We start from the raw sequence: 23,890 nt of genomic DNA, 5'->3' as shown, positions 1-23,890 counted from the left end.
CCTAGGCCGCGGCCCAATGCTGCAACAATTGTTGTTGCAACCGTCGTGCCTGCGTATTCCACCCACGCGCACCGCGCGGCGTTTCCTCGCCGCTGCGCTTGCCCGCCTTTCGCGCATCCATATCTGCCGCAAAAAATGCAAAGGCCAGATCGCGGCCATCATCACGGCGCAGATACCCGGCAAGCGCCGAGACGAAATTCAGTGTGCCGGTCTTGGCCCTGATTTCGGCTTTTGGTCCCGGCAAGGTGCGCCCTTGCGCATCAACCAAGGGGATCGTCCGCAGCAAGGGCAACAGCGTGCGTTGCACATCATCGGCACGCAGCATCGCCACCATGTCCGCCGCTGACAGCCGTGACATATCACCCAAACCTGAATGATCCGCAAAAAACGGCGCCCCCCCCATCCAAGGTTGCGCCCAACGCGCCATTCCTTGCGCTGATGCCTGCAAATCGCGTTTTTGCCCCGTCAGTGCTTGGGTCGCAGACAGGCCGACAGCCTCGGCAGTGATGTTGGTCGAATAGCGCAACATACCGCGCAGCATATCGGGCAGCGGCGCGCTTTGGAAACGGGCCAGCACATTACCCTGCGGCGCTTGCTCTTGCTTGCGCGGGTATTTCAAAACAATCCCCTGCGACCGGGCAAAGGTTGCAAACACCTCGCCCGCATAAAGCGCGGGGTTGCGCACCGGCAGCCAGCGCGACCCTTCTGCATTCAGGGCCGCGCGCGCCACGGTCCATTCGTCAACGCCCTGCCCCGCGCGATAAGTAAACACCGGCACCGCCCGGTCCACGATGCGCACTTTTGCAGTTGTGACAGCAGGCCGGAAATTTTCACTGCGGGCATCCAAGGTCGTGATGAAATCCGCGCCCTGTTGTTTCCATTCAAAATGCACGCGGTTGAAATTCAGGTTCAGCCCGCCAATGGACGGATTATACCCCACATGGTCCAATTGGGTGCGGTCGATCACATCCAGATGCACCAGCGCCTTGTCCCAGACAAGGAAATCGCCGCGCACTTCGGTCAGCCCGCTTTTTTTCAGATCAGCGGCAAGTGCCGCCAGATCATCGGTTTGCAAATTAGGGTCACCGCCACCCGCCAGGATCAAATTACCATGCAAAATACCGTTTTTTATCTGTCCATCGGCAAAAACACGTGTTTCAAACCGATACCCGGCCCCTAAAGACCGAAGCGCATAGAACGCCGTGACCGCTTTTGTCACGCTGGCCGGCGGGTGCAGCCGGTCAGGGGCTACGCTGTCCAGTATGTTCCCGGTTCTTGCATCTGCAATGACGAACCCAACCTTGTCAGACAGCCCCGCTGCCGCGATCATCCGTTCTGACGGGTTTGCAAATGCGACCCGCGCGCGCGGCCGCAGCGACGTCAGCGGCGCATCAGCCCAAGCCCCCGTCGCCAGTGTGGCCCCCGCCCCTGCTAGCATCGCACGCCTTGACAGCCGCATTACCATTCCCCCCTTGCCCGGATCGCCGATGACGATTGCCCTGACATTGGCAGATTGACAAAACACCAGCCCGGCGGGCGCACCTGCCCCAGAATGTGACTGGCCCGACCGGGCAGACGGGCAGATTGATAAACTTTTGCCGTCTTGGACAGCCGCGCAGATATCCGATCGCCGGGGCGCGCGATCACACCCACCGGCACGTTATCCATGATCCAGCGCCAGTCCTGCCAGCGGTGGAACTGTGCCAGATTATCAGCCCCCATCAACCAGACAAACCGCACGCCGGGAAATCTGCGGCGCAGGGCCACAAGCGTTTGCGCTGTGTAACGGGTGCCAAGCTGCGCCTCGATATCCGTGATGGTCACGCGCGGATGGTCCATCAGCACACGCGCGGCCTGCATCCGGTCCGCCAAAGGCGCTGGGCCATTTCGCTTGAGCGGGTTGCCGGGACTGACCAGCCACCAGACATGATCCAGCCCGAACCGCTTTAGCGCCTCTTTGGTGATATGCACATGCCCCCTGTGCGGCGGATCAAACGACCCGCCCAACAGGCCAATCACCTGTCCCGCCTTGGCAACCGGAAATCTGCGCACATCCGCTCCTTTTGAACCTGTGCGGCAGAAAAGCCGACAGATGACGAAAAAGTAAACCCCTTCAGGGCACAAACCGCACAAAGGCAAACGCGCGGCTGTCGGGCGACCAGCAGGGCACATTGATCGTGCCCTGCCCGCCGTAAAGGCGCGTCAGGGTCTTCGCAGGTCCACCCCCTGCAGGCTTCAGGCGCAGCGCCACGTCCAAACCGCCGGGGTGGCCCGCCGTACCCGCCGGATAGGCCAGATACAGCACATGCGCCCCATCAGGTGACGGATGCGGGAACCAGTTGACCGCAGCGTCATCGGTCTTCTGTTGCAAGTCTGTGCCATCGGGCCTGACCCGCCACAAATCAACCGCGCCGTCGCGTTCCCCGTTAAACCAGATCCACGCGCCATCCGGTGTGTAATCCGGCCCGTCAACGTGATCAAAGGCGTCGGTCAGGCAAACCTCTGCCCCGCCGTCCACCGGACAGGTCAACAGCACGAACCGCCCGTCCCGTCGGCCCACATAGGCCAGCATTAGCCCATCAGGCGACCAGCCGTGCCAATAGGACGGCACCGCACCCGTGACACGCCGCGGCACACCGCCCGCAATGGGCAGCGTATAAATGCAACTGCCCTGCGTCCGGCTTTTGTCGCTGATCACCAGCCGGGTGCCATCGGGCGACACCCCGTGATCGTTATTACAGGCAATGGCAAAGCCGGTGTCGATCGGCACCAGTTCCGGCGCATCCAGCGGCACACGGTAAAGCCGCCCATCGCCGTTCACCACCAGATAACCATCCGGGTGCCAGTTCGGTGCCTCGATATGGCCCGCGTGATCCAGAACGATCCTGACCGCCCCATCGGCAAGGTCATAGGTGCAAAGCTGGCTGCGTAAGGTGGGTTTCAACCGACCGCCCCCGGCAGATAATCAAACCTTGCAAACCGCGCCTCTTGCCCGCGCCCGGTGATGTCAAAGGCGACCATGCCCACAAACGCCCCGGTAAAAGACCCATGTTCCCCGCGCCCACCTTCGTCAGAGATGACAGACGCATCCAGCTGCGGGCCTAACGTCACCCAGCCATCGCCCAGCGCATACCAGAACTGCTGCACCGGCCCGTCCACAGTGACACGCAGCGCAACAGGGCCATCCGCAAGCGGCACAGCTGCGCATGGAAATGTCAGCGCGCCATCGGGCCAATCGCCCGCACAAGACATCAGCACCAGCGCACGCCCAATCCCCGGTTCATCGCTGATCAGGGCGGCATGAAATTTATGCCGGTTATAGTATGTCGTCAGCCCTGCGGCCTGCTGATATGTTTCTGGTGCGAAATCCACCGTGGTTTCCGATGCATAGGCGTGGTGTTCCTGCCTGCGGGCCACCAGCGCCTGTTCGAACCAGCTACCGATGCTTTCGCGCCCGATCAGGACCAGCGCGTCATCCTCCAGCCGGAAAATCCGGTCCGGCTCTGGCGTGCGCAGCCATTGAAATTCCGGCGGCAGCGCGCCGCCCAGTTTCCGCCTGACAGGCCCCGCCAGACGCGGCACCACCGCAACGGGGGCTGCCACCTCTTGCGGGGGCACCAGCCCGCCGTTCACCAGATACAGCCAATCATCGCGCCAGACGACCTCGGCCAAGCCGGTTTCGCGACCCAGCGCGCAAAACGGGCCATGCGGCCCCTGCACCGGCCGTCCCATCAGAAAGGTGTGGTAATGGCGGCCCCAATATGTTTCCACATATTGCCCATGCCCCGTGCGCTGGATCGGGCCATCTGTTCTGGCAGCACAGATCACGTGATTGTCAGGGTGGTTTTCATATGGCCCCCAGATATCGCGTGCCCGCGCCAGCGACACCGCATGGTCATAGCCCGTGCCGCCTTCGGCTGTGGTCAGGTAATAATAGCCATTGCGTTTGAAGATATGCGGCGCCTCGGTCAGCCCGCGCGGCGTGCCTTCATAAATGTTGCGCACAGGGCCGAACAGCCCGCGTTCCGCCGACCATTCCTGCAACAAAATCCCGTCAAACGATGCATGTGCCCGGTTGCCGCCCGTGCCGGGGCCGCGATGGTTCCATTGCATGTTCACGAAATATTTGCGCCCGTCGTCATCATGAAACAGCGACGGATCGAAACCGGAACTGTTCACATACCAGGGGTCTGACCAATCCCCGTTGATCGTGTCGCAACAGGTGATGTAATTATGCGCATCCTTGAACGCGCCATCCAGCCGTTTGACATCCGTGTAAACCAGCCAGAACTTACCATCGGCGTGGCTCAGACAAGGCGCCCAGATCCCGCAACTGTCGGGATTGCCGCGCATGTCCAGCAGCGCCGCACGGTTCAGCGGGCGCGCGACCAGATCCCAGTTCACCAGATTGCACGAATGGTAAATCTGCACACCGGGATACCATTCAAATGTGGATACCGCGATATAGTAATCCTGCCCCACCCGGCAAAACGACGGATCAGCGTTGAAACCGGGCAAAATCGGGTTGACGATCATGCATCAAGCTCGGCTGACTGCGCCCACAGGTTGATCTGTTCTTCATCGGCGTATTCGTCGATCAGCGTCAGTTCGTCGGCCGTAAAGTCCAGATTGCCGATCGCGCCCACACAATCCACGACCTGCGACGGCCGTGACGCGCCAATCAGTGCGGTCGTGATCCCGCCATCGCGCAACACCCATGCAATCGCCATCTGCGCCAGCGTTTGCCCGCGACTTTCGGCCAGTTCGTTCAGCTTGCGGATGTTGCCAATCGCCCGATCCGTCAGCATCGACGGGAACAGCGATTTATCCTGTGCGGCGCGGCTATCGGCGGGGATGCCGCCCAGATATTTCTTGGTCAGCATCCCTTGGGCCAGGGGCGTAAAGGCGATGGACCCGATGCCCAATTCAATCAACGTCTGTTTCAGCCCGTCACGTTCGACCCAGCGGTTCAGCATGTTATAACTGGGCTGGTGGATCAGGCAGGGCGTGCCGAGATCTTGCAATATCGCCACCGCCTCGCGGGTGCGTTCGGAATTATACGATGAAATCCCTGCATAAAGCGCGCGCCCCGAACGTACGATGTAATCCAGCGCGCCCATCGTTTCCTCTAGCGGGGTGTCGGGGTCAAAGCGGTGCGAATAAAAGATATCGACGTAATCCAACCCCATCCGTTTCAGCGACTGGTCGCAGGATGCCACCAGATATTTCCGGCTGCCCCATTCGCCATAAGGGCCTGGCCACATACCATAGCCAGCCTTGGAACTGATGATCAGTTCGTCCCGATAACCTGCAAAATCCGTTGCAAGGATCGCGCCGAACGCCTCTTCTGCTGAACCGGGTGGCGGGCCATAGTTGTTGGCCAGATCGAAATGCGTGATTCCGTGGTCAAAGGCGGCGCGGCAGATGTCGCGCTTTGTCTGGTGCGGGGTGTCGTGGCCAAAATTGTGCCACAGACCCAGCGACACGGCAGGCAGTTGCACCCCCGATGCGCCGCAGCGGCGATACACCATTTTTTCATACCGATCCTCGGCGGGCACATATGTCATGTCGTATCTCCTATAACGATTTAGTTGAATCCATCATGCGGTCTGTTTGATGTCAACCGCGCGTGATCGCAGCGGTATGTCGGCCAGTGAACGCGTCATCGGTATTGCGCACCCCCAACCTGCGCCTATTCTTGTTGCCATGCGACGTTTCAATTTACAGACACCGATTTTGTTCGTGGTGATCGCATTGGCCTTGCCATTCGCTTTCTATGCCGCGAATTTCGGGCAGGCGGGGCTGCGCGCAGCCCTGACCGAACCACATTATCTGTTTTCCAGCAACATCCCGGCCAACAACAGCATCTTTTCCCATATGGTCGCAGGGGCGCTGATTACCTTGCTTGTTCCGCTGCAACTGGCCGCACCACTGCGCCGACAGTTCCCCCGACTGCACCGCTGGTCCGGGCGGCTGATTGTGCTGGCGGCGATCCTGACGGCCATCGGCGGGCTGACCTATATCATCCTGCGGGGCACCATTGGCGGGGCGGCGATGAATGTAGGCTTTACGCTTTATGGCGGCCTGACGCTGCTGGCCGCCACGCAAACGATCCGGCACGCCCGCGCAGGGCGCATAGCCCAGCATAACGCATGGGCGCTGCGGCTGTTCTGGCTGGTACTTGGGTCGTGGCTTTACCGGGTGCATTACGGGCTTTGGTATCTGACGACAGGCGGGCTTTGGTCCAATCCGGAATTTACCGGCGGGTTTGATCTGGTGCAGAATGTCGCGTTCTTCCTGCCTTATCTGATCGGGCTGGAAATCTATCTGCGGCGGCGCGAACGCCCCGCGCCTGCATGACCGCAATTTTCCCGCAAACCCGCCTTTTCATCGCGCACACCCCGTGACAATGTCGTGCCATGACACAGTTGACCACACGCAATAACACCCCCGTTTCACGGCTGGTTTTCGGCACCATGCAGTTCGGCGGCAAGGCGGATGCAGGCGAAAGTCGCGCCATGTTCGATGCCGCCCTTGCCGCAGGGATCACCCATTTCGACACCGCCGTCGGCTATACCGGCGGGGCATCGGAAACCCTGCTGGGCGGGTTCATCAAACAGGACCGCGACGATATCTATCTGGCGACCAAGGTCGGCTATACCGGCGGCGCGGGCCGCGCCAATATCACCGCACATTTCGATACCTGCCGCAGGCAGTTGGATCAGGATGCCGTCGATCTGCTGTATCTGCACCGGTTCGATCCCGACACCCCGCTAGAGGAAACGTTCAGCACGCTGGCCGAATGGCAGCAGTCCGGCGTGATCCGGCAAATCGGCGTGTCAAATTACGCCGCATGGCAGGTGATGAAGGCACAGACGGTGGCAAAATCGCTTGGCACGAAAATTGACGTGATCCAGCCCATGTATAGCCTTGTCAAACGACAGGCCGAGGTTGAAATCTTTCCCATGGCCATGGATCAGCATATCGTTATCATACCCTATTCGCCACTGGGGGGCGGGTTGCTGACGGGCAAATACACCAGCGGCGGCACCGGCCGGCTGACAGATGACCCGCGCTATCGCGCCCGCTACGGGCAAGACTGGATGCACCAGACGGCTGCCGCCCTGTCCACCCTGGCGGCAGAATTGGGCACCGCCCCCGCGACCCTTGCCGTTGCATGGATCATGGCCCATGCCACGCAGCCCGCGCCGATCATATCCGCCCGATCGGTGGCGCAGTTGCAGCCATCGCTGACGGCGGCCGATTTCACCATGACACCCGCGCTTTATGACCGGATCACAGCACTTAGCCCAACCCCGGCACCCGCAACTGACCGACTGGAGGAAGCATGATCGACTTTCTGATTATCGGCGGCGGTGTCGGTGGCGTATCCGCCGCCGCGCGCCTGTCGGAACTGGGCAGCGTCACCCTGCTGGAAGGCGAAGATGCGCTGGCCTATCACGCATCCGGCCGGTCGGCGGCCCTGTTCGAGGAAAGCTATGGCAAACCGTCAACCGTGGCGCTGAACGCCGCGAGCCTTGCGTTTCATCGCAGCGCCGATGTGTTGTCGTCGCGGGGGTTGATGCTGGTCGGCACAGCCGATACCGCCGCCGCGTTCGAAACCGACAGGGCGCATATGAAACTGCCCGAAATCACCGCCGCGCAGGCCCGCGCGCTGGTTCCCATCCTTGATCCGGCGGTGGTTGATCGCGCCGCCTATCACCCCGACGCTTGGGATATCGACACCGACAAGCTGATCCAGACCTTTGCCCGCACGGCGCGTGCGAATGGCGGCACCATTGTGACACGGGCACAGGTCACAGGTATCACCCGCACCGCGACAGGCTGGGACGTAACCACCAAAGACGCGACCTATCAGGCGCGCAAGCTGGTCAACGCCGCTGGCGCTTGGGTTGATGTGATCGCGCGCTTGGCTGGGATCACGCCCCTGGGTTTCACACCCCTGCGCCGGTCCATGGCCCGCATCCCCGCACCCGCTGGGCACGACGTGTCAGGCTGGCCGATGATCTTTGGCCCCGGTGAAAATTGGTATGCCAAACCCGACGCCGGCGCGCTGATCGTGTCCCCCGCCGAGGAAGACCCGGTAGACCCCCACGACGCCTATGCCGATGACATGGTGCTGGCCGAAGGGTTGGCGCGATACGAGGCGCATGTGACCGAACCCGTGACACGATTGCTGGCGTCATGGGCGGGGTTGCGCACTTTCGCGCCCGACCGCACGCTGGTGCTGGGGCCGGACCCGCAAGATGACTGCTTTATCTGGTGCGCGGGGCAAGGTGGCTATGGGATGCAATCCAGCCCGGCGGCCAGCCAATTGCTGGCCGACCTGATCAGCGGCAAACCTTCGGCTTTGTCCGCAGATACCATCAGCGCATTGTCGCCCGCACGTTTTCAGAACTGAGGCAAACGCCCCTTTCAAACGGACGGCGACAGCACCATCTAAGCGTTATGAAACGCAACAAACGCACCGCGATCCGCCACCGCTTTGAACGGCAGTTCCACCGCATGTCAAAACTGGTGCCCGGCATGGCGCAAATCCGCAGTCCCGGATGGATGATCGTGCGCGTTACGCTTGCTTTGGTGTTCATCCTTGGCGGGCTTATGGCCATCCTGCCGGTGTTTGGCCTGTGGATGATCCCCTTGGGGCTTTTGCTGCTGGCTGTCGATGTGCCAATGTTGCAAGGGCCGATTGCATCACTCATCATTCGCGGCCGCCGCAGGATAAACACCCTGCGGCGCAGGTTTCGCGCGCGAAAATAGCCTAGCCATCCACCCGGATCGTGGCGTTTGACGGATCATACGGGCTGTCCTCGACGATCGTGGCAGGCCACAGCCGGTCCAGCATCTTGACCTGCAACTTGGTGCCAACCACGGCCAGATCGGGGCGGACATAGCCCATGCCGATGGATTTGCCAAAAGCCACCGAATAGCCCCCCGACGTCAGGCGCCCCACGCGGGTGTCCCCATCATACAGCGCCTCGCGGCCCCACGGGTCGGCATCGTCCGGCCCATCGATCAGCAGGGTGACGCATTTTGACCTGATCCCCTTAGCTTCCATTTCGGCCTTGCCGTGGAAGTCCTTGGACATATCGACAAAGCGCGGCAAATCAGCCTCGATCGGGGTCGCGTCGCGGCCCAGTTCGTTGCCAAATGCGCGATAGCTCTTTTCCTGCCGCAACCAGTTTTGCGCCCGTGCGCCCACCAGTTTCATGCCATGCGGCTCGCCTGCCTTTTCCAGCAGATCGAACAGATAGTTCTGCATCTCGATCGGGTGGTGCAATTCCCACCCCAATTCGCCCGTATAGGCCACGCGGATCGCGTTGACCGGGCACATGCCCAGTTCGATCGGCCGTGCAGAGAGCCATGGGAAACGTTTGTTCGACAGCGCCGTCGCCGGGTCGGCGTCCTTGATCACCGCGTTCAGCACATCGCGCGATTTCGGGCCAGCGATAGCAAAAACACCCCATTGGGTCGTGACGTTCTGCACGTCGATCCGGCCAAACTCAGGTTCCTTATCCTCCACCGCCTTGCGCAGGTAATCCGCATCATAGGCCGTCCATGCCCCGGCGCTGACCAGATAGTATTCATCAGCCTTCAGCCGCACGATGGTATATTCCGTGCGCGTCGTGCCGTGGGCCGTCAGCGCATATGTCAGGTTGATGCGGCCGACGCGGGGCAGTTTGTTGGTGGTGAACCAGTCCAGAAACGCGGTTGCGCCGGGGCCTTTAACAATATGCTTGGTAAAGGCCGTTGCGTCGATCAGGCCCACGCCTTCGCGGATCGCTTTCGCCTCTTCCACGGCATATTGCCACCATCCGCCGCGCCGGAACGACCGCGCGTCGTGGTCGTTGAACCCCATGGGCGCAAAATAATTCGGGCGTTCCCAGCCGTTCACGAAACCAAACTGCGCGCCACGGGCTGCCTGCCGGTCATAGGCGGGCGATGTGCGCAGGGGACGGCAGGCAGGGCGTTCTTCGTCGGGGTGGTGCAGAATATAGACGTGGTCGTAGCATTCCTCGTTCTTGCGCGCCGCAAATTCCGTGGTCATCCAGTCGCCGTAACGTTTGGGGTCAAGCGATGCCATGTCGATCTCGGCCTCGCCATTCACCATCAGTTGTGCAAGGTAATAACCGGTGCCGCCCGCCGCTGTGATGCCAAAGGAAAACCCTTCTGCCAGCCACATGTTGCGCAGGCCCGGTGCAGGGCCAACCAACGGGTTGCCGTCGGGGGTATAGCAGATGGGGCCGTTGAAATCATCCTTTAGCCCCGAGTCTTCGCAAGACGGAATGCGGTGGATCATCGCCATATACTGATCCTCTATCCGTTCCAGGTCGAGCGGGAACAGGTCAGCACGGAAACTGTCGGGCACGCCGTATTCAAACACCGCAGGCGCGTTTTTCTCGTAAACACCCAGGATCCAGCCGCCGCGTTCCTCGCGCACGTAAGATTGCGCATCGGCATCGCGGATTACCGGGTGTTCGGGGTTGCCTGCGGCGCGATAGGCCACCAGCGCGGGGTCTTGATCCATTACGATGAACTGGTGTTCGACGGGAATCGCGGGGATCTTGATCCCCAGCTTTTTGGCGGTGGTCTGGGCGTGGTTGCCGCTGGCGGTCACGACATGTTCGGCGGTAATGACGACCTGTTCGTCGGACGGCACAAGGTTGCCACCCTTTTCGACCATACGGGTCGCGGTCACTTCCCAATGGGTGCCGTTCCAGTGAAACGCGTCCGCCTGCCATTTGCGCACAATCTCGACCCCGCGCTGACGCGCGCCCTTGGCCATTGCCTGCGTCACATCGGCGGGGTTAATATAGCCGTCAGTGTTGTGATACAGTGCACCTTTCAGGTCGTCTGTGTTGATCAGCGGCCATTTCGCCTTGATCTCGTCCGGCGTCATCCAAACATAGGGCACATCGCAGGTTTCGGCGGTGGACGCATACAGCATGTATTCATCCATGCGTTCCTGCGTCTGCGCCATCCGCAGGTTGCCTACCACGGCAAAACCGGCGTTCAGGCCGGTTTCGGCCTCAAGCGTTTTGTAAAAGTCGACCGAGTATTTGTGAATATGGGTCGTCGCAAAAGACATATTGAACAACGGCAACAAACCCGCCGCGTGCCATGTGGACCCCGATGTCAGTTCATCACGTTCCAGCAGCATCACATCTTCCCAGCCCGCGCGGGCCAGATGATAGGCGATTGACGTGCCAACAGCCCCGCCGCCCACGACCAATGCTTTGACTTGCGTTTTCATTTCACGATTCCCGGTGTCACCATTCGGGGCCAATCTGCGCGAAACCGGCCCACAAAGAAAGAACCAGCCGACCGCTTACCGCGCAAAACCGACAGACTCGGCCGTGGTTACAGCATCGACGGCACAACCAGATCGGGCGGTCTGTGGCCATCGGCGAAGGTCTTGATGTTCACGATCACCTTTTCGCCCATCTCGATCCGGCCTTCCAGCGTGGCAGACCCCATATGCGGCAGCAATATCGCGTTGGGAAGTTCCTTCAGGCGCGGGTTGATCTCGTGGCCGCGTTCGAACACATCAAGCCCGGCACCCGCTATTTCACCGGCGCGCAACATACGGGTCAATGCGTTTTCGTCGATCACCTCACCACGCGAGGCATTCACGATCACTGCGGTCGGCTTCATCAGCTTCAACCGCCGCGCATTCATCAGGTGGAAAGTCGATGGCGTATGCGGGCAGTTGATGGAAATCACATCCATCCGCGCCACCATCTGATCAAGGCTTTCCCAATATGTGGCGTCCAGCGCATCCTCGATTTCGGGGCGCAGGCGTTTGCGGTTGTGGTAATGCACCTGCATGCCGAACACAGCGGCGCGTTTGGCCACCGCCTGCCCGATCCGGCCCATGCCCAGAATGCCCAGCCGCCGCCCCGCAATGCGCCCCCCCAGCATCGCCGTGGGCGACCAGCCCTGCCAATCGTCCGATTGCGCCAGCTTCATCCCTTCGCCCAGCCGCCGTGTCACCGCAAGAATCAGCGCCATGACCATATCGGCGGTATCATCAGTGACAACGCCGGGGGTGTTGGACACATGGATACCGCGCTGGCGGGCTGTCGCGACGTCGATATGATCCACGCCAGCCCCATAATTCGCAATCAGCTTGAGCTTGTCACCCGCGCGGCCAAGCAGTTTCGCGTCGATCTGGTCGGTGATCGTCGATACCAGAACATCCGCATCCTGCATGGCGGCGGCCAGTTCATCGGGCGTCATCGCGGTGTCGTCTTCGCGCAGGGTAACGTTGAACAATTCCTTCATCCGGGTTTCCACCACCTCGGGCAACCGTCGCGAAACAACAACACTCAAATGCTTACCCGGCATGGTATGCCCTCCCATGGCTTTCCAAATCATCCTTGTCGTGGCAGGTTGCGCGAAAGGGACGCGCAGCACAAGAACCGCGCACCGAATTTTGAGCAGTTAAGGGCAGACAATGAGTGCATGGGCACAAGGTTTCCGTGTGGTGCTGATGATGATCTGCGCGATCGTGCTGTCTGTCGGCATGGTCGGCGCGCAATCGGCCCCCCAGTCACCCGCATTAGGCCCGGAAACAAACCTTCCTTTGCCGCGCTTCGTCTCGCTCAAGGCATCCGAAACGAACGTGCGCCGGGGGCCGTCACTGTCGCACCGGATCGACTGGGTCTATACCCGCCGCAATATGCCTTTGCAGGTTGTCGCGGAATACGGGCAATGGCGGCGCGTGATTGACCGCGACGGGCAAGGCGGTTGGGTCCATTATACCCTGTTGTCAGGCGCACGCACCGTGCTGATCAACGAACAAGCGACAGCGCTACGCGCCCGCCCCGACGAAAAAGCACTGGAAAACGCCATTCTGGAACCCGGCGTCATCGCCCGGCTGGCCGAGTGTAACGCCGATTGGTGCAAACTGTCCGCAGGCGGCTATCGGGGGTGGGCGCTCAAATCCGCGCTTTGGGGTGTTACACCAGAAGAAATCGAGGATTGATCAAGGGTCAAACGTAAATTCCGGCAAATGATCAAAAGCCGCTTTCAGCGCCTCTCCCCAGCCATTCGACACAGCGGCGTAATAGGGATTGTCCGCAGCAATCCGCCCCACGTGGCCCGGCACAAGCGCATCGGTATCGTAGGTCATGTAATCCAGCGGCAAACCGACTGACAGATTTGATTTGATCGTTGAATCGAAACTGACCATCAGAAGTTTCAGCGACGCTTCGAACTTCATGGCCGGATCGTAGGCGCGCACAAGAATAGGCTTGCCGTATTTGGTTTCGCCAATCTGGAAAAACGGGTTGTCATCGGATGCTTCAATGAAATTCCCCTCGGGGTAGATCAGGAACAGACGCGGCGGCGCCCCCTTGATCTGCCCGCCCAGAATAATTGTAGCGCCAAAGGTCGCATCGGCGCTTTCGCCGGTCATGGCGTTGGCTTGTATGACCTCTTTCAGGGTCTGCCCCACCTCGCGCGCGATCTGAAACATAGAAGGCGCCTCAAGGATGGATGGTTTGCGATCCGGCGGGGCCTTGGCCCGTTCATCCAGCAGGCTGACCACCGACTGCGTGGTCGCCAGATTGCCGGCTGTCATCAGCGTAATCACCCGGTCACCCGGCACGTTCCACAGATGAAGCTTTTTGGCGGTCGAGACGTTGTCGATCCCGGCATTGGTGCGCGTGTCCGCCATGAAAATAAGCCCACGGTCCAACCGCATCCCAACGCAATATGTCATCTTTCCGTCCGCCTGCTATCAACGCACACCCCTTAACACGGGGTTATTGCCTGCGCGTTAACTTGCACCTATTGCTGCTGCACCTGCAAGGATACATTCATGCTTTCGTGGCCATGCCCGAAACGCAGACCGGAAATGGGGGCCGCCCCGCGATAATCAAGGGCTGTTGCCACACGGACGTAACGCGCATCAGGCGAAATTCCGTTCGACACATCGAACCCAACCCAGCCCAACCCGGCGACATGCGCCTCGGCCCAGGCATGGCTGGCATCCTGCATCACCCGATCATCCATCATCAGATAGCCCGACACATAGCGCGCGGGAAATCCCATCGCGCGCGCCGCAGACACAAAAATATGCGCATGATCCTGACAAACCGCATGACCGGCAGCCAGCGCCTGTTCGACCGTCAGGTCAGACGCTGCCTGATCTGTGGAATAAGGCACGGCCTGCAAGATATGCGCCGACAGTGCGTGCAATGTGGCAAGTTCGGTGTCTGCCCGTTTCACCTGCGCGACCAGCGCCCTGACCAGCGGGCCAGCCGCAGTCAACGGCGTGCTGCGCTGATATAGCCATAGCGGCACAAACCCCATCTGGCGCCCGACCACGCCAGCCCTGTCCGTCACGTCAACCTCGCCTTTGCAGATGATGCTGATTTCGTGTTGCCCTGCGTCAAAGCTGATCAGATCGACGGTATTGGCGTGTTCGTCCTCATAGGTCACTTCGCGGGTGCCGCCGCGCACATCAATATCCCACGACAGCACCTCTTGACCATCGCGCGACTTGGGCCGCAGGCGAAGCTGTTGCAACCCGTAAGGAACAGGATGATCGTAGGTATAGGTCGTCTGGTGTTCGATTTTCAGGCGCATGGGCGTCACTCTATAAAACGATAATCGGTTTCGATCTGCTGCCCAAGGGCGGCGCTGTCGGTCAGGAAATCCTGAATGTATTCGTGCAATCCGTATTCAAAGATCATATCGACATCGAATGTCGAAAACCGCTTGCAGATCCGGTCTGCCAGATCGTGACAGGGGTGGCGCGTGCCATAATCAGTTTCCAGATAGGCAAGGTTGTCTTTGATCTTGCTATAACAGAACGCAAGGCTACGCGGCAGGCGCCGGTCCAGTATCAGAAAATGCGCGATGCTTTTGGGGTCAACTTCGCCGTCATGCAGGGTTTGATAGGCGCGCACGGATGACGTGGCGCGCAGGATGGTTTCCCACTGCACGTTGTCGGTGGCGGTGCCCACATGCATGATCGACGGCAACAGGATATAATATTTCACATCCAGAATACGGGCAGTATTGTCGGCGCGTTCGAAAAACGTGCCGATGCGGGCAAAGTCATACATGTCGTTGCGCACCATCGTGCCATGCAGCGCCCCGCGCACAAAGGCGCTGCGCTGGCGGATCATCTGCAATACGCGCGGCAGGTCGCGATCACTGACAGGGTTGGCCAGCACAGCGGTCAACGCCATGTAGCATTCGTTCACCGCCTCCCACACCTCGCGGGTCAGGGCGGTGCGCACCAACCGGGCATTGTTGCGCGCCGATTCGACAACGGCGCGCACGCTGCCGGGGTTGGTTTCATCGCGCAGCAGAAAATCAATCACCTGCGGGCCGGTGTAGGTGTCATAGCGTTGCAGATAAACATTCTGCAACCCCGTCGCGTTCAGGATCGACGTCCATTCCGATACCGCCGCACTGGACCGTGTCAGCGAAATCCGCAGCCCTGCATCAATCATCCGCGCTGTGTTTTCGGACCGTTCCATATACCGGAAAAGCCAGAAAAGCCCGCCTGCTGTCTTGCCTAGCATTGCCCTACTCCTCCAGCACCCAGGTGTCCTTGGTGCCGCCCCCTTGGGACGAATTCACCACCAGCGACCCTTCGGTCAGGGCCACGCGGGTCAGACCACCGGGGGTAATGTCGATTTTGCCCGGTGATACCAGCACATAGGGGCGCAGGTCGACGTGGCGCGGTGCAAGGCCCGCATCGGTCAGGATCGGCACCGTGGACAGGGCCAGCGTCGGCTGGGCGATGTAATTGTCGGGGTTTGCCTCCAGCTTGGCGCGGAACGCAGCCAGTTCCTGTTTGCTGGCCGCAGGGCCGACCAGCATGCCGTAACCGCCTGACCCATGCACCTCTTTCACGACCAGTTCGGCAAGGTTATCCAAAACATATTTCAACGCCTCGGGTTCCGAACAGCGATGGGTCGGGACATTTTTCAGGATCGCCTTTTCGCCGGTGTAGAATTCCACGATCTCGGGCATATAGGAATAGATCGCCTTGTCGTCGGCAATGCCCGTGCCCGGCGCATTGGCCAGCGTGATGCCACCCGCGCGGTAGACATCGATGATACCGGGCACACCCAGCATGGAATCAGGATTGAAATTCAGCGGGTCAAGGTAATCATCGTCGATCCGGCGATACAGCACATCAATCGGTTTATACCCTTGCGTCGTGCGCATCGCGACACGGCCATTCACGACCCGCAGGTCATGCCCCTCGACCAGTTCGGCGCCCATCTGATCGGCCAGAAAGGCGTGTTCGTAATAGGCAGAATTATACATCCCCGGCGTCAGCACCGCCAGCGTCGGGCGACCTTCGCAAGCCTTGGGCGCGCAAGCCCCCAGCGACCGCCGCAGCGACCGGGGGTATTGCGACACGCTTTGCACCTTTACCTTGGAAAACAGTTCGGGAAACATGTGCAGCATGGTTTCGCGATTTTCGAGCATGTAGGACACGCCAGAAGGGGTGCGCGCGTTGTCTTCCAGCACGAAAAATTCATCCGGGCCGGTGCGCACCAGATCAGTGCCGACAATATGGGTATAAATGCCGCCAGGTGGGGTCATGCCAATCATCTGGGGCAGAAACGCGGCGTTCTGCGCGATCATACGGGCGGGAATGCGCCCCGCCTTGATGATTTCCTGCCGGTGATAGATATCGTGCAGAAACGCATTCAGTGCCCGCACCCGCTGTTCGATCCCCTTGGCCACAAGCGCCCATTCCCGCCCGCCGATAATGCGCGGAATCAGGTCAAAGGGGATCAGCCGTTCGGCAGCACCTGGGTCGCCGTAAACGTTAAAGGTGATGCCCGTCAGGCGGAACAACGCCTCGGCCTCGGCTGACTTTTCCAGCAGGCGACCGGGTTCTTCGCTCGTGAACCAGTCATGGTAATCGGCGTAGGGCGCACGCGGCGCACCACCGGCCTGCATCATTTCATCAAAATAATCAGGTTTATTGGTCATATAACTACGGTAGCGGGAAACAACAAATGCGCAATAGGGCCGCACATCGATTGTGCGGCAAACAAATTTTGCCTAAAATTTGGGCGCCCCTCAAAACCGTTGCTTAGCGCTTGATGCGTAAAGGAACAACGCATAGGACAGTGTTCCGCAAACATGGGTGATACATTGCCCAAACCACCGCAGGCCAAACCGATGACCCAACGCCATGACACCCGCCTGAACCTGTCTGCAGGCGTCATGTCGGTGATCGTGGCACTGGTGCTGGTGCTGGCAAAACTTTGGGCGCTGGCACAAACCGGATCACTGGCCGTGGCCGCCACACTGGCCGATAGCGCGATGGACCTGATGATGTCGCTGGGCGCATTAGCCGCCATTACCTATGCCGCCAAACCCCCAGATGATGATCATAATTTCGGCCACACCTCGGCCGAGGATCTGGCAGCACTGGGTCAATCGCTGTTCATCCTGATTTCTGCCGGGGTTATTACCGTCGCCGCCATCTTGCGCCTGCTGGACGACGCTGTGACCCTGCCCGAACGCGAAGGGCAGGGCATCGCGATCATGCTGTTATCCATTGCGCTGACGCTGGGGCTGGTGCTGTGGCAGCGGCATGTGGCGCGCAAGACCGACAACAAGGTCGTCAAGGCCGACAGCCTGCACTATCTGGGCGACCTGATCCCCAACATCGGCGCGATCATCGCGCTTTGGGCATCAGCCGCTTTTGGGCTGGGGCAGATCGACAGCGTTGTCGCACTGGGGGCCGCCGCCCTACTGGCGGTGGGCGCGCTGCGAATCGGCAAGGGCGCATGGGACGCGCTGATGGACCGGCAAGCCGACCGGGAAATGATTGCCGGGATCAGCGCCATCACCGCCGATTTTCCCGGCGTGCACGGATTTCACGACCTGAAAACCCGCGTCGCAGGCAGCCGTGTGTTCGTGAACCTGCATATCGAACTGGACGGCGATCAGACGCTGGAACAAGCCCATGACATCGGCGCGGCCCTGCGCCGGGCCATTACTGCGGCCTACCCCCGCGCCGACGTGCTGATCCACAAAGACCCGGTCGGGGTGCAACGCCACCCCAACGACACCCGCCCCTAGGCGGCTCTGTCCAGCCCGCGCCCCTTCAACAGCGCATCAACCCCCGGCAACCGGCCACGGAACGCGGTATAAAGATCAGCGGCATCCACCGATCCGCCCGATGACAGCACCGTTTCCTCAAGCCGTTTGGCGATATCCGCATCAAACGGGTCGCCCGCCTCGTCAAAGGCGGCGAAGGCATCGGCGTCCATGACTTCGGACCACATATAGCTGTAATAGCCGCTGGAATATCCGTCACCGGAAAACACATGGGCAAATTGCGGCGTCGCGTGGCGCATGCGGATCGCGTGGGGCATGCCGATGCTTTCAAGAATTTCCGCCTGTTTCTGCATCGGGTCCGCCGGGGCGGTGCCGTTATGAAATTCCAGATCAACCAGCGCCGATGCGACATATTCCACGGTCTGGAACCCCATGTCATAGGTCGTGGCGGCCAGCATCCTGTCCAGCAAATCCTGCGGCATCGGCTGGCCTGTGTCCGCATGGGTCGCGAATTCCGCCAACACATCTGGCACCTCCAGCCAGTGTTCGAACAACTGGCTGGGCAATTCCACGAAATCACGTGCCACGGATGTGCCACTGATGCTTTCATAGGTCACATCCGACAGCATCTGGTGTAGCGCATGGCCGAATTCATGAAACAACGTGCGCGCATCATCATAGGACAGCAATGCAGGCTTTCCATCCTGTGGCTTGGCAAAGTTACACACATTCAGCACCAGCGGGCGGGTGTCGCTGCCCAGCCGCTTCTGCGTGCGCATCGCGGTGCACCAAGCGCCCGACCGTTTCGACCCACGCGCGAAATAGTCACCCATGAAAACCGCCACATGTGCGCCACCGCGCGTCACCTCCCACATGCGCAGATCAGGGTGATAGGTGGGGCCGGAAATCTCTGCGAATTCCAGCCCGAACAAACGGTTGGCACAGGCAAAAGCCGCGTCGATCATCCGGTCCAGTTGCAGATACGGCTTTAGCTCTGCCTCATCCAGATCATGCAGTTCCTTGCGCCGCTTTTCGGAATAATAGCGCCAATCCCAAGGTTCCAGCGGGCCGTCAAACCCATCGGCATGCAGCATCCGTTCCAAGACTTTGGCGTCCGCCGTGGCCGCCGCCTTGGCCGGTTCCCAGACCTGCATCAGCAAATCACGCACGGCAGCAGGCGTGCCCGCCATTTCTGTTTCCAGTTTGAAATCGGCAAATGTGTCATAGCCCAACAGGCGCGCCCGTTCTTCGCGCAATTTCAGCGTTTCCGCTGCAAGGGCGCGGTTGTCGGTGGCACCACCATTGGCACCACGCGCTGCCCACGCCTCATACGCCTTTTGGCGCAGGTCGCGCCGGTCGGAAAATTGCAGGAACGGCACGATCAACGACCGCGACAGGGTAACGACAGGGCCGCCTGCGTCTTTTTCAGCACCTGCGGCCCCGGCCGTCGTAATCACGAAATCGGGCAAACCGGCCAAGTCATCGTCACCCAGCGGCATGACCCACGCGCGTTCATCGGCCAGCAGGTTCTGGGTGAATTGCGTGCCCAGCACTGACAGGCGCGATTTGACCGCGCGCAGCGCCTCTGCTTCGGCACCGTCAAGCTGCGCACCCGAACGGACAAAGCCGCGGCGCGTCAGCAGCAGCACGCGCTGTTGTTCATCCGTAAGCGCCAGCGCATCACGGTCGGCCCATATCGCGTCGATTCGCGCAAAAAGCGCCTTGTTTTCCGAAATCTCGGACCCATAAGCCGCCAACAATGGGGCAAACTCACGCTGCAACGCCTCGCGCGCCGGGTTACTGTCAGCGCCGGCCATGCCGTAAAACGCGCCTAACACGCGGCCCAGTGTTTCCTCGGCCTGTTCCAATGCTTCGATGGTATTGGCGAATGTGGGCGGTGCGGGGTTTTCGGTGATCGCGGCAATATTGGCGCGGGCCTCGGCCAAAGCCGCATCAACGGCGGGGGCGAAATCATCGTCTGAAATCCGGTCGAACGGTGGCAGCCCGAACGGCGTGTCCCAATCGGCAAGCAACGGGTTTGTCATGGCAAATCTCCTTTGCCCTAAAGCTAGGCCCGCCGTCTGGCTTTTGCCAGAACCTGTCTCATCATCTTGCCAAAAATACTCAAAACGGGCCTGCGCAGCAGGCCCACTACGTCAGCCCATTGCGCCACAAACCGGACAATCTGCCCGCGGTTTGATCGCAATCGTCCGCGTTTGTGCATATAGCGCGTCATAGATCAGCAACCGCCCGCCCAAGCCCTGCCCCGCGTCGGTGATCTGCTTGACCGCCTCGACCGCCATCATCGCGCCGATCACGCCGGGCAATGGGCCGATCACCCCCGCCTCGGCGCAACTGGGCACCAGTGCAGCATCGGGGGCAATGGGGAAAACGCATGCGTAACAAGGCGTGCCATGGGCCGGGTCATACAGGCTGATCTGACCTTCCCATTGCGTCAGGGCTGCGGCAATCAACGGCTTGCCCAGCGCGACAGCGGTGCGGTTCACCAGATAGCGGGTGGCGAAATTATCGGTGCCATCCAGCACCAGATCATAGTCGGCAAACAGTGCGCCGACGATATCCGCCTCCAGCCGCCGGTGATAGGGGCGCACGGTGACAAAGGGGTTTTGCGCCGTCATCGCCTCGGCTGCGGAATGGACCTTGGGCATACCGATGTTGCGGTCAAGGTGGATCACCTGCCGTTGCAGATTGGCATTTTCGACCAGATCATCGTCAATCACGCCAATCGTGCCCACACCAGCAGCGGCAAGATATTGCAGCGCAGGCGCGCCCAGGCCACCGGCCCCGATCACCAGAACTCGCGCATTGCGCAGCGCCTTTTGCCCCGGCCCGCCGACCTCGCGCAGCATGATGTGGCGGGCATAGCGGTCAAGCTCGGTCGGGGAAAACGTATCGGATGCCACCACAGGGGCCGCATTTCCAGCAACCCGCGCGCGCAACCGGCGCAACAACTGCCGATAGCCCCACACGATAAACCCAAAAGCAATAACCAAGCCCCACAGCCGCGCATCGCCACCCGTCGCCGCGCGCAGGGGGTGACCCGCAGGCAGGACCAACTGCAACACCATCACTGCCACCAGCAAAATGGCAATCATTGTCCAGCGCGCCTGATGCGGGGCCTTCATCACGGCCCCGATCCCCCAAAGGGCGGCGATCATTGCACCGACCATAATCATAGGCCGGTGGACCCAAAACCGCCCGCGCCACGCGGGGTTTCATCCAGCGCAGGCACCGCAACAAAACGCGCCTGCACCACGGGGGCCACCACCATTTGCGCGATGCGCATCCCATGTGTCACTGTAAACACCTCTTGCCCCAGATTGATCAGGATCACACCCACCGGCCCACGATAATCGCTGTCGATCGTGCCGGGCGTATTGACCAGCGTCACCGCATGTTTCAACGCAAGGCCCGACCGCGGCCTGATCTGCACCTCAAACCCTTGCGGGATCGCCATGCGCAGCCCTGTCGGGATCAGCGCGCGTGCGCCCGTGGGCAATGCGACAGGCCGTTTACCGGGCAGGTTCGCGCGCAAATCGGCGCCCGCCGCACCTGCGGTTTCATATGACGGCAGGCCAAGGCGGGCGTCTGCGCCGTCATCCCATTGCAACAGAATATCCGGCGTCACGAAATCGCCTCTGCGATGCGTTTGGCAAGGGCGGTGGCGACCGCATCCTTTGTCATGCGAGGCCATGTTTCAGACCCGTCTTTCATGATCAGGGTAACCGCATTTTCAGTGCCGCCCATGATACCCGTCGCGGCCGATACATCATTGGCGACGATCCAGTCACAGCCCTTGCGCGCGCGTTTCGCCGTGGCGTTGGCGATCACGTCATCCGTTTCGGCGGCAAAACCAATCACCAGCCCGGGGCGGCCATGTTTCGCATGCGAAACCGTTGCCAGAATGTCGGGGTTTTCGGCAAATCCCAGCACCGGCAAACGGTTGCCGTCTTTCTTGATCTTGCTTTGCCCTGCGTTCATCACATGCCAATCCGCCACAGCGGCGGCAAAGACAGCCACATCGGCGGGGCGCGCCGCCTGCACGGCGGCCAACATCTCGCGCGCGGTCTGGACCTTGACGACGGTCACACCGGCGGGCGGCGGCACATCGGCGGGGCCGGTCACGAATGTTACATCGGCCCCCAGATCTGCCAGCGCGCGGGCAATCGCGGTGCCTTGCGCCCCCGACGACCGGTTGGCGATGTAACGCACAGGGTCAATCGGTTCATGCGTGGGGCCGGATGTGACCAGCACATGTTTACCGCGCAGCGGCCCATCCGACAGGGCCGCATCAATCGCGGCAATGATTTCGGGCACTTCAGCCATGCGCCCCGGACCATATTCGCCGCAGGCCATATCGCCGTTGTTTGGGCCAACGACCAGAATGCCATCGCCTTGCAACGTCGCCAGATTGCGCTGCGTCGCGGCATGTTCCCACATGCGCACATTCATCGCGGGGGCAATCAACACGCGTTCATCAGTGGCCAACAACAATGTGCTGGCCAGATCATTCGCCAACCCGCCCGCCATTTTCGCCATCAGATCAGCAGTTGCCGGGGCCACGACGATCAGGTCAGCAGCGCGGGACAGTTCGATATGGCCCATCTCGGCCTCGTCCGTCAGATCGAACAGATCCTGATAGATTTTCGCAGCTGACAAGGCCGCAAGGCTAAGCGGCGTTACAAATTCCGCGCCGGCGCGGGTCAGCACCGGCGTCACCCGCGCGCCGCGTTCGCGCAAGCGGCGCACAAGATCCAACGCCTTGAACGCTGCGATTCCGCCACCCACGATTAACAGGATATGTTTGTCAGCCAGCATGTGCCGCCCCCGGTGCCATCTGACCGGACATTAGGTCAGATGACACCAGAAACACAATGACATGTGATCAGGCAAAAAATGCGTGAACTTCGCTACTTTGGGATTCAAGGCTCTTGCGCATTTTGCCAAAGGCCGCCGCCTCTAGCTGGCGCACCCGTTCCTTGGAAAGGCCCAGTTCGGTGCCAAGGCTTTCCAGCGTCCGGGGGTCATCGCGCAGCTTGCGTTCGCGCACGATGAACTGTTCACGGTCATTCAGGCCGGATAGCGCGGTGACCAACCACTGCCGCAATGTCGCGTTGTCATGGCTGTTGGCGACGGTTTCGGCGGCCTGCGGGCCGTTATCCTCTAGCGCGTCAATCCACTCTCGGCCCTCGTCTTCGGATGATTGAGTCGCGTTCAGCGAAAAGTCAGACCCTGACAGGCGGCCATCCATCATCTGCACGTCATGCAATGGCACGCCCACCTCGGTTGCGATCATTTCGTGCAGGTCATGCAGTTCCAACGTGCGGCCTTCAGCGGCGGCTTCGCGTTCCAGACGGGCCTGCACGCGGCGCATGTTGAAAAACAGCGACTTTTGCGAAGACGTGGACCCGGTGCGCACCATCGACCAGTTGCGCATCACGTAATCCTGAATGCTCGCCTTGATCCACCAGACTGCGTAGGTAGAAAAACGCACGCCACGGTCCGGGTCGAATTTGTCAGCGGCCTTCATCAACCCGACCGAAGCCTCTTGGATCAGGTCATTCATGGGTGCGCCGTAACGTTTGAATTTCGAAGCCATGGAAATGGCCAGCCGCATATAGGCTGTGATCAAACGGTGCAGCGCCTCTTCATCGCGCTGGTCGCGCCATGCGTATGCCAGCCTGAGTTCGGTTTCCGCATCCAGCAGCTCGGCTTTCATGGCCGTGCGCGACAAACTTTGATCAGAAAAACCGGACGTTCCCATGTTATTTCTCCCGTGTTGCGCAGGTTGCGC

The 23,890-nt window shown here is 60.6% G+C and carries 22 protein-coding genes; 6 read left to right on the top strand and 16 right to left on the bottom strand.

Going from position 1 to position 23,890, the window contains the following annotated elements:
* Position 1 precedes the first annotated feature (1 nt).
* The 5 genes from dacB to mgrA all read right to left on the bottom strand — a co-directional run bounded on the left by dacB (position 2) and on the right by mgrA (position 5,567).
* Positions 2-1,459 carry a D-alanyl-D-alanine carboxypeptidase/D-alanyl-D-alanine-endopeptidase gene (dacB, locus tag IBX59_RS00520; RefSeq protein WP_367119345.1) on the bottom strand — a complete coding sequence of 486 codons (1,458 nt, stop codon included), beginning with the start codon at positions 1,457-1,459 and terminating at the stop codon, positions 2-4.
* On the bottom strand, positions 1,459-2,052 hold the full coding sequence (locus tag IBX59_RS00515) for a nicotinate-nucleotide adenylyltransferase (RefSeq protein WP_296371254.1): 594 nt from the start codon (positions 2,050-2,052) through the stop codon (positions 1,459-1,461). Before IBX59_RS00515 ends, dacB begins: the two co-directional genes overlap by 1 nt.
* A 61-nt stretch (positions 2,053-2,113) precedes the next feature.
* Positions 2,114-2,944 (bottom strand): hypothetical protein, encoded by an 831-nt coding sequence (locus IBX59_RS00510; protein WP_296371252.1) that lies wholly within the window; start codon positions 2,942-2,944, stop codon positions 2,114-2,116.
* Positions 2,941-4,536: a glycoside hydrolase family 43 protein gene (locus tag IBX59_RS00505; RefSeq protein WP_296371250.1), complete on the bottom strand. Its 1,596-nt coding sequence runs from the start codon at positions 4,534-4,536 to the stop codon at positions 2,941-2,943. The genes IBX59_RS00510 and IBX59_RS00505 overlap by 4 nt, the downstream gene beginning before the upstream one ends.
* Positions 4,533-5,567: an L-glyceraldehyde 3-phosphate reductase gene (gene mgrA / locus IBX59_RS00500; protein WP_296371248.1), complete on the bottom strand. Its 1,035-nt coding sequence runs from the start codon at positions 5,565-5,567 to the stop codon at positions 4,533-4,535. The genes IBX59_RS00505 and mgrA overlap by 4 nt, the downstream gene beginning before the upstream one ends.
* A gap of 49 nt (positions 5,568-5,616) precedes the next feature.
* Between mgrA and IBX59_RS00495 the strand changes: the two genes are divergently transcribed.
* From IBX59_RS00495 to IBX59_RS00480, 4 genes are read left to right on the top strand one after another with little or no spacing between them, the layout of a single operon-like run.
* A complete protein-coding gene (locus IBX59_RS00495; RefSeq protein ID WP_296371245.1) occupies positions 5,617-6,360 on the top strand; it encodes a DUF2306 domain-containing protein in 744 nt (247 codons plus the stop codon).
* Between the two features lie 59 nt (positions 6,361-6,419).
* On the top strand, positions 6,420-7,352 hold the full coding sequence (locus tag IBX59_RS00490) for an aldo/keto reductase (protein ID WP_296371243.1): 933 nt from the start codon (positions 6,420-6,422) through the stop codon (positions 7,350-7,352).
* Positions 7,349-8,422, top strand: a complete 1,074-nt coding sequence (locus IBX59_RS00485; RefSeq protein WP_296371241.1) for an FAD-binding oxidoreductase — start codon at positions 7,349-7,351, stop codon at positions 8,420-8,422. Before IBX59_RS00490 ends, IBX59_RS00485 begins: the two co-directional genes overlap by 4 nt.
* Before the next feature lie 47 nt (positions 8,423-8,469).
* Complete coding sequence (locus IBX59_RS00480) at positions 8,470-8,781, top strand: hypothetical protein (protein ID WP_296371239.1); 312 nt, start codon at positions 8,470-8,472, stop codon at positions 8,779-8,781.
* Between the two features lies 1 nt (position 8,782).
* Here the strand turns inward: IBX59_RS00480 and IBX59_RS00475 are convergent, their stop codons facing one another.
* Complete coding sequence (locus IBX59_RS00475) at positions 8,783-11,275, bottom strand: FAD-dependent oxidoreductase (RefSeq protein ID WP_296371236.1); 2,493 nt, start codon at positions 11,273-11,275, stop codon at positions 8,783-8,785.
* Between the two features lie 107 nt (positions 11,276-11,382).
* A complete protein-coding gene (locus tag IBX59_RS00470; protein ID WP_296371235.1) occupies positions 11,383-12,369 on the bottom strand; it encodes a D-glycerate dehydrogenase in 987 nt (328 codons plus the stop codon).
* A 178-nt stretch (positions 12,370-12,547) separates the two neighbouring features.
* Between IBX59_RS00470 and IBX59_RS00465 the strand changes: the two genes are divergently transcribed.
* Positions 12,548-13,009 carry an SH3 domain-containing protein gene (locus IBX59_RS00465; RefSeq protein WP_296371501.1) on the top strand — a complete coding sequence of 154 codons (462 nt, stop codon included), beginning with the start codon at positions 12,548-12,550 and terminating at the stop codon, positions 13,007-13,009.
* Here IBX59_RS00465 and IBX59_RS00460 read toward each other — a convergent pair whose 3' ends face one another.
* The 4 genes from IBX59_RS00460 to IBX59_RS00445 all read right to left on the bottom strand — a co-directional run bounded on the left by IBX59_RS00460 (position 13,010) and on the right by IBX59_RS00445 (position 16,995).
* The gene (locus IBX59_RS00460) at positions 13,010-13,747 is read right to left on the bottom strand and encodes a proteasome-type protease (RefSeq protein WP_296371233.1); all 738 of its coding nucleotides are present in this window, start codon (positions 13,745-13,747) and stop codon (positions 13,010-13,012) included.
* A 68-nt stretch (positions 13,748-13,815) separates the two neighbouring features.
* Complete coding sequence (locus IBX59_RS00455; RefSeq protein ID WP_296371231.1) at positions 13,816-14,616, bottom strand: transglutaminase family protein; 801 nt, start codon at positions 14,614-14,616, stop codon at positions 13,816-13,818.
* Between the two features lie 5 nt (positions 14,617-14,621).
* On the bottom strand, positions 14,622-15,563 hold the full coding sequence (locus tag IBX59_RS00450) for an alpha-E domain-containing protein (RefSeq protein WP_296371229.1): 942 nt from the start codon (positions 15,561-15,563) through the stop codon (positions 14,622-14,624).
* Between the two features lie 4 nt (positions 15,564-15,567).
* A complete protein-coding gene (locus IBX59_RS00445) occupies positions 15,568-16,995 on the bottom strand; it encodes a circularly permuted type 2 ATP-grasp protein (protein WP_296371226.1) in 1,428 nt (475 codons plus the stop codon).
* A gap of 192 nt (positions 16,996-17,187) precedes the next feature.
* On the opposite strand from IBX59_RS00445, the gene IBX59_RS00440 reads away from it, so the two are divergent.
* Entirely contained in the window at positions 17,188-18,096 is a 909-nt protein-coding gene (locus IBX59_RS00440) for a cation diffusion facilitator family transporter (RefSeq protein ID WP_296371499.1), read from the top strand.
* On the opposite strand, the gene IBX59_RS00435 is transcribed toward IBX59_RS00440, so the two are convergent.
* From IBX59_RS00435 to IBX59_RS00415, 5 genes are all read right to left on the bottom strand, one after another.
* Complete coding sequence (locus tag IBX59_RS00435) at positions 18,093-20,120, bottom strand: M3 family metallopeptidase (RefSeq protein ID WP_296371225.1); 2,028 nt, start codon at positions 20,118-20,120, stop codon at positions 18,093-18,095. The two genes, IBX59_RS00440 and IBX59_RS00435, sit on opposite strands and share 4 nt — an antisense overlap.
* A 111-nt stretch (positions 20,121-20,231) precedes the next feature.
* Positions 20,232-21,272 carry a molybdopterin-synthase adenylyltransferase MoeB gene (locus IBX59_RS00430; RefSeq protein ID WP_296371223.1) on the bottom strand — a complete coding sequence of 347 codons (1,041 nt, stop codon included), beginning with the start codon at positions 21,270-21,272 and terminating at the stop codon, positions 20,232-20,234.
* Positions 21,269-21,724: a dUTP diphosphatase gene (dut, locus tag IBX59_RS00425; protein WP_296371221.1), complete on the bottom strand. Its 456-nt coding sequence runs from the start codon at positions 21,722-21,724 to the stop codon at positions 21,269-21,271. Before dut ends, IBX59_RS00430 begins: the two co-directional genes overlap by 4 nt.
* The gene (coaBC, locus tag IBX59_RS00420; RefSeq protein WP_296371219.1) at positions 21,721-22,914 is read right to left on the bottom strand and encodes a bifunctional phosphopantothenoylcysteine decarboxylase/phosphopantothenate--cysteine ligase CoaBC; all 1,194 of its coding nucleotides are present in this window, start codon (positions 22,912-22,914) and stop codon (positions 21,721-21,723) included. Before coaBC ends, dut begins: the two co-directional genes overlap by 4 nt.
* 67 nt (positions 22,915-22,981) lie before the next feature.
* Entirely contained in the window at positions 22,982-23,860 is an 879-nt protein-coding gene (locus IBX59_RS00415) for an RNA polymerase factor sigma-32 (protein ID WP_296371217.1), read from the bottom strand.
* Positions 23,861-23,890: the final 30 nt, after the last annotated feature.

Source organism: Yoonia sp. (assembly GCF_014859355.1).
In the GTDB taxonomy this organism is placed as follows: domain Bacteria; phylum Pseudomonadota; class Alphaproteobacteria; order Rhodobacterales; family Rhodobacteraceae; genus Yoonia.
This window is presented reverse-complemented; position numbering and strand designations above follow the sequence as displayed.

Excerpts from the sequence above, each read along its gene's own strand:
- IBX59_RS00480 (WP_296371239.1), top strand. The coding sequence starts at position 8,470 with ATGAAACGCAACAAACGCACCGCGATCCGCCACCGCTTTGAACGGCAG.
- IBX59_RS00490 (WP_296371243.1), top strand. The coding sequence starts at position 6,420 with ATGACACAGTTGACCACACGCAATAACACCCCCGTTTCACGGCTGGTT.
- IBX59_RS00435 (WP_296371225.1), bottom strand. The coding sequence starts at position 20,120 with ATGACAAACCCGTTGCTTGCCGATTGGGACACGCCGTTCGGGCTGCCA.
- IBX59_RS00495 (WP_296371245.1), top strand. The coding sequence starts at position 5,617 with ATGTCAACCGCGCGTGATCGCAGCGGTATGTCGGCCAGTGAACGCGTC.
- coaBC (WP_296371219.1), bottom strand. The coding sequence starts at position 22,914 with ATGCTGGCTGACAAACATATCCTGTTAATCGTGGGTGGCGGAATCGCA.
- IBX59_RS00440 (WP_296371499.1), top strand. The coding sequence starts at position 17,188 with ATGACCCAACGCCATGACACCCGCCTGAACCTGTCTGCAGGCGTCATG.
- IBX59_RS00415 (WP_296371217.1), bottom strand. The coding sequence starts at position 23,860 with ATGGGAACGTCCGGTTTTTCTGATCAAAGTTTGTCGCGCACGGCCATG.
- IBX59_RS00445 (WP_296371226.1), bottom strand. The coding sequence starts at position 16,995 with ATGACCAATAAACCTGATTATTTTGATGAAATGATGCAGGCCGGTGGT.
- mgrA (WP_296371248.1), bottom strand. The coding sequence starts at position 5,567 with ATGACATATGTGCCCGCCGAGGATCGGTATGAAAAAATGGTGTATCGC.
- IBX59_RS00485 (WP_296371241.1), top strand. The coding sequence starts at position 7,349 with ATGATCGACTTTCTGATTATCGGCGGCGGTGTCGGTGGCGTATCCGCC.
- IBX59_RS00475 (WP_296371236.1), bottom strand. The coding sequence starts at position 11,275 with ATGAAAACGCAAGTCAAAGCATTGGTCGTGGGCGGCGGGGCTGTTGGC.
- IBX59_RS00430 (WP_296371223.1), bottom strand. The coding sequence starts at position 21,272 with ATGATTATGGTCGGTGCAATGATCGCCGCCCTTTGGGGGATCGGGGCC.
- IBX59_RS00465 (WP_296371501.1), top strand. The coding sequence starts at position 12,548 with ATGGTCGGCGCGCAATCGGCCCCCCAGTCACCCGCATTAGGCCCGGAA.
- IBX59_RS00450 (WP_296371229.1), bottom strand. The coding sequence starts at position 15,563 with ATGCTAGGCAAGACAGCAGGCGGGCTTTTCTGGCTTTTCCGGTATATG.
- dacB (WP_367119345.1), bottom strand. The coding sequence starts at position 1,459 with ATGCGGCTGTCAAGGCGTGCGATGCTAGCAGGGGCGGGGGCCACACTG.
- IBX59_RS00460 (WP_296371233.1), bottom strand. The coding sequence starts at position 13,747 with ATGACATATTGCGTTGGGATGCGGTTGGACCGTGGGCTTATTTTCATG.
- IBX59_RS00470 (WP_296371235.1), bottom strand. The coding sequence starts at position 12,369 with ATGCCGGGTAAGCATTTGAGTGTTGTTGTTTCGCGACGGTTGCCCGAG.
- IBX59_RS00505 (WP_296371250.1), bottom strand. The coding sequence starts at position 4,536 with ATGATCGTCAACCCGATTTTGCCCGGTTTCAACGCTGATCCGTCGTTT.
- IBX59_RS00455 (WP_296371231.1), bottom strand. The coding sequence starts at position 14,616 with ATGCGCCTGAAAATCGAACACCAGACGACCTATACCTACGATCATCCT.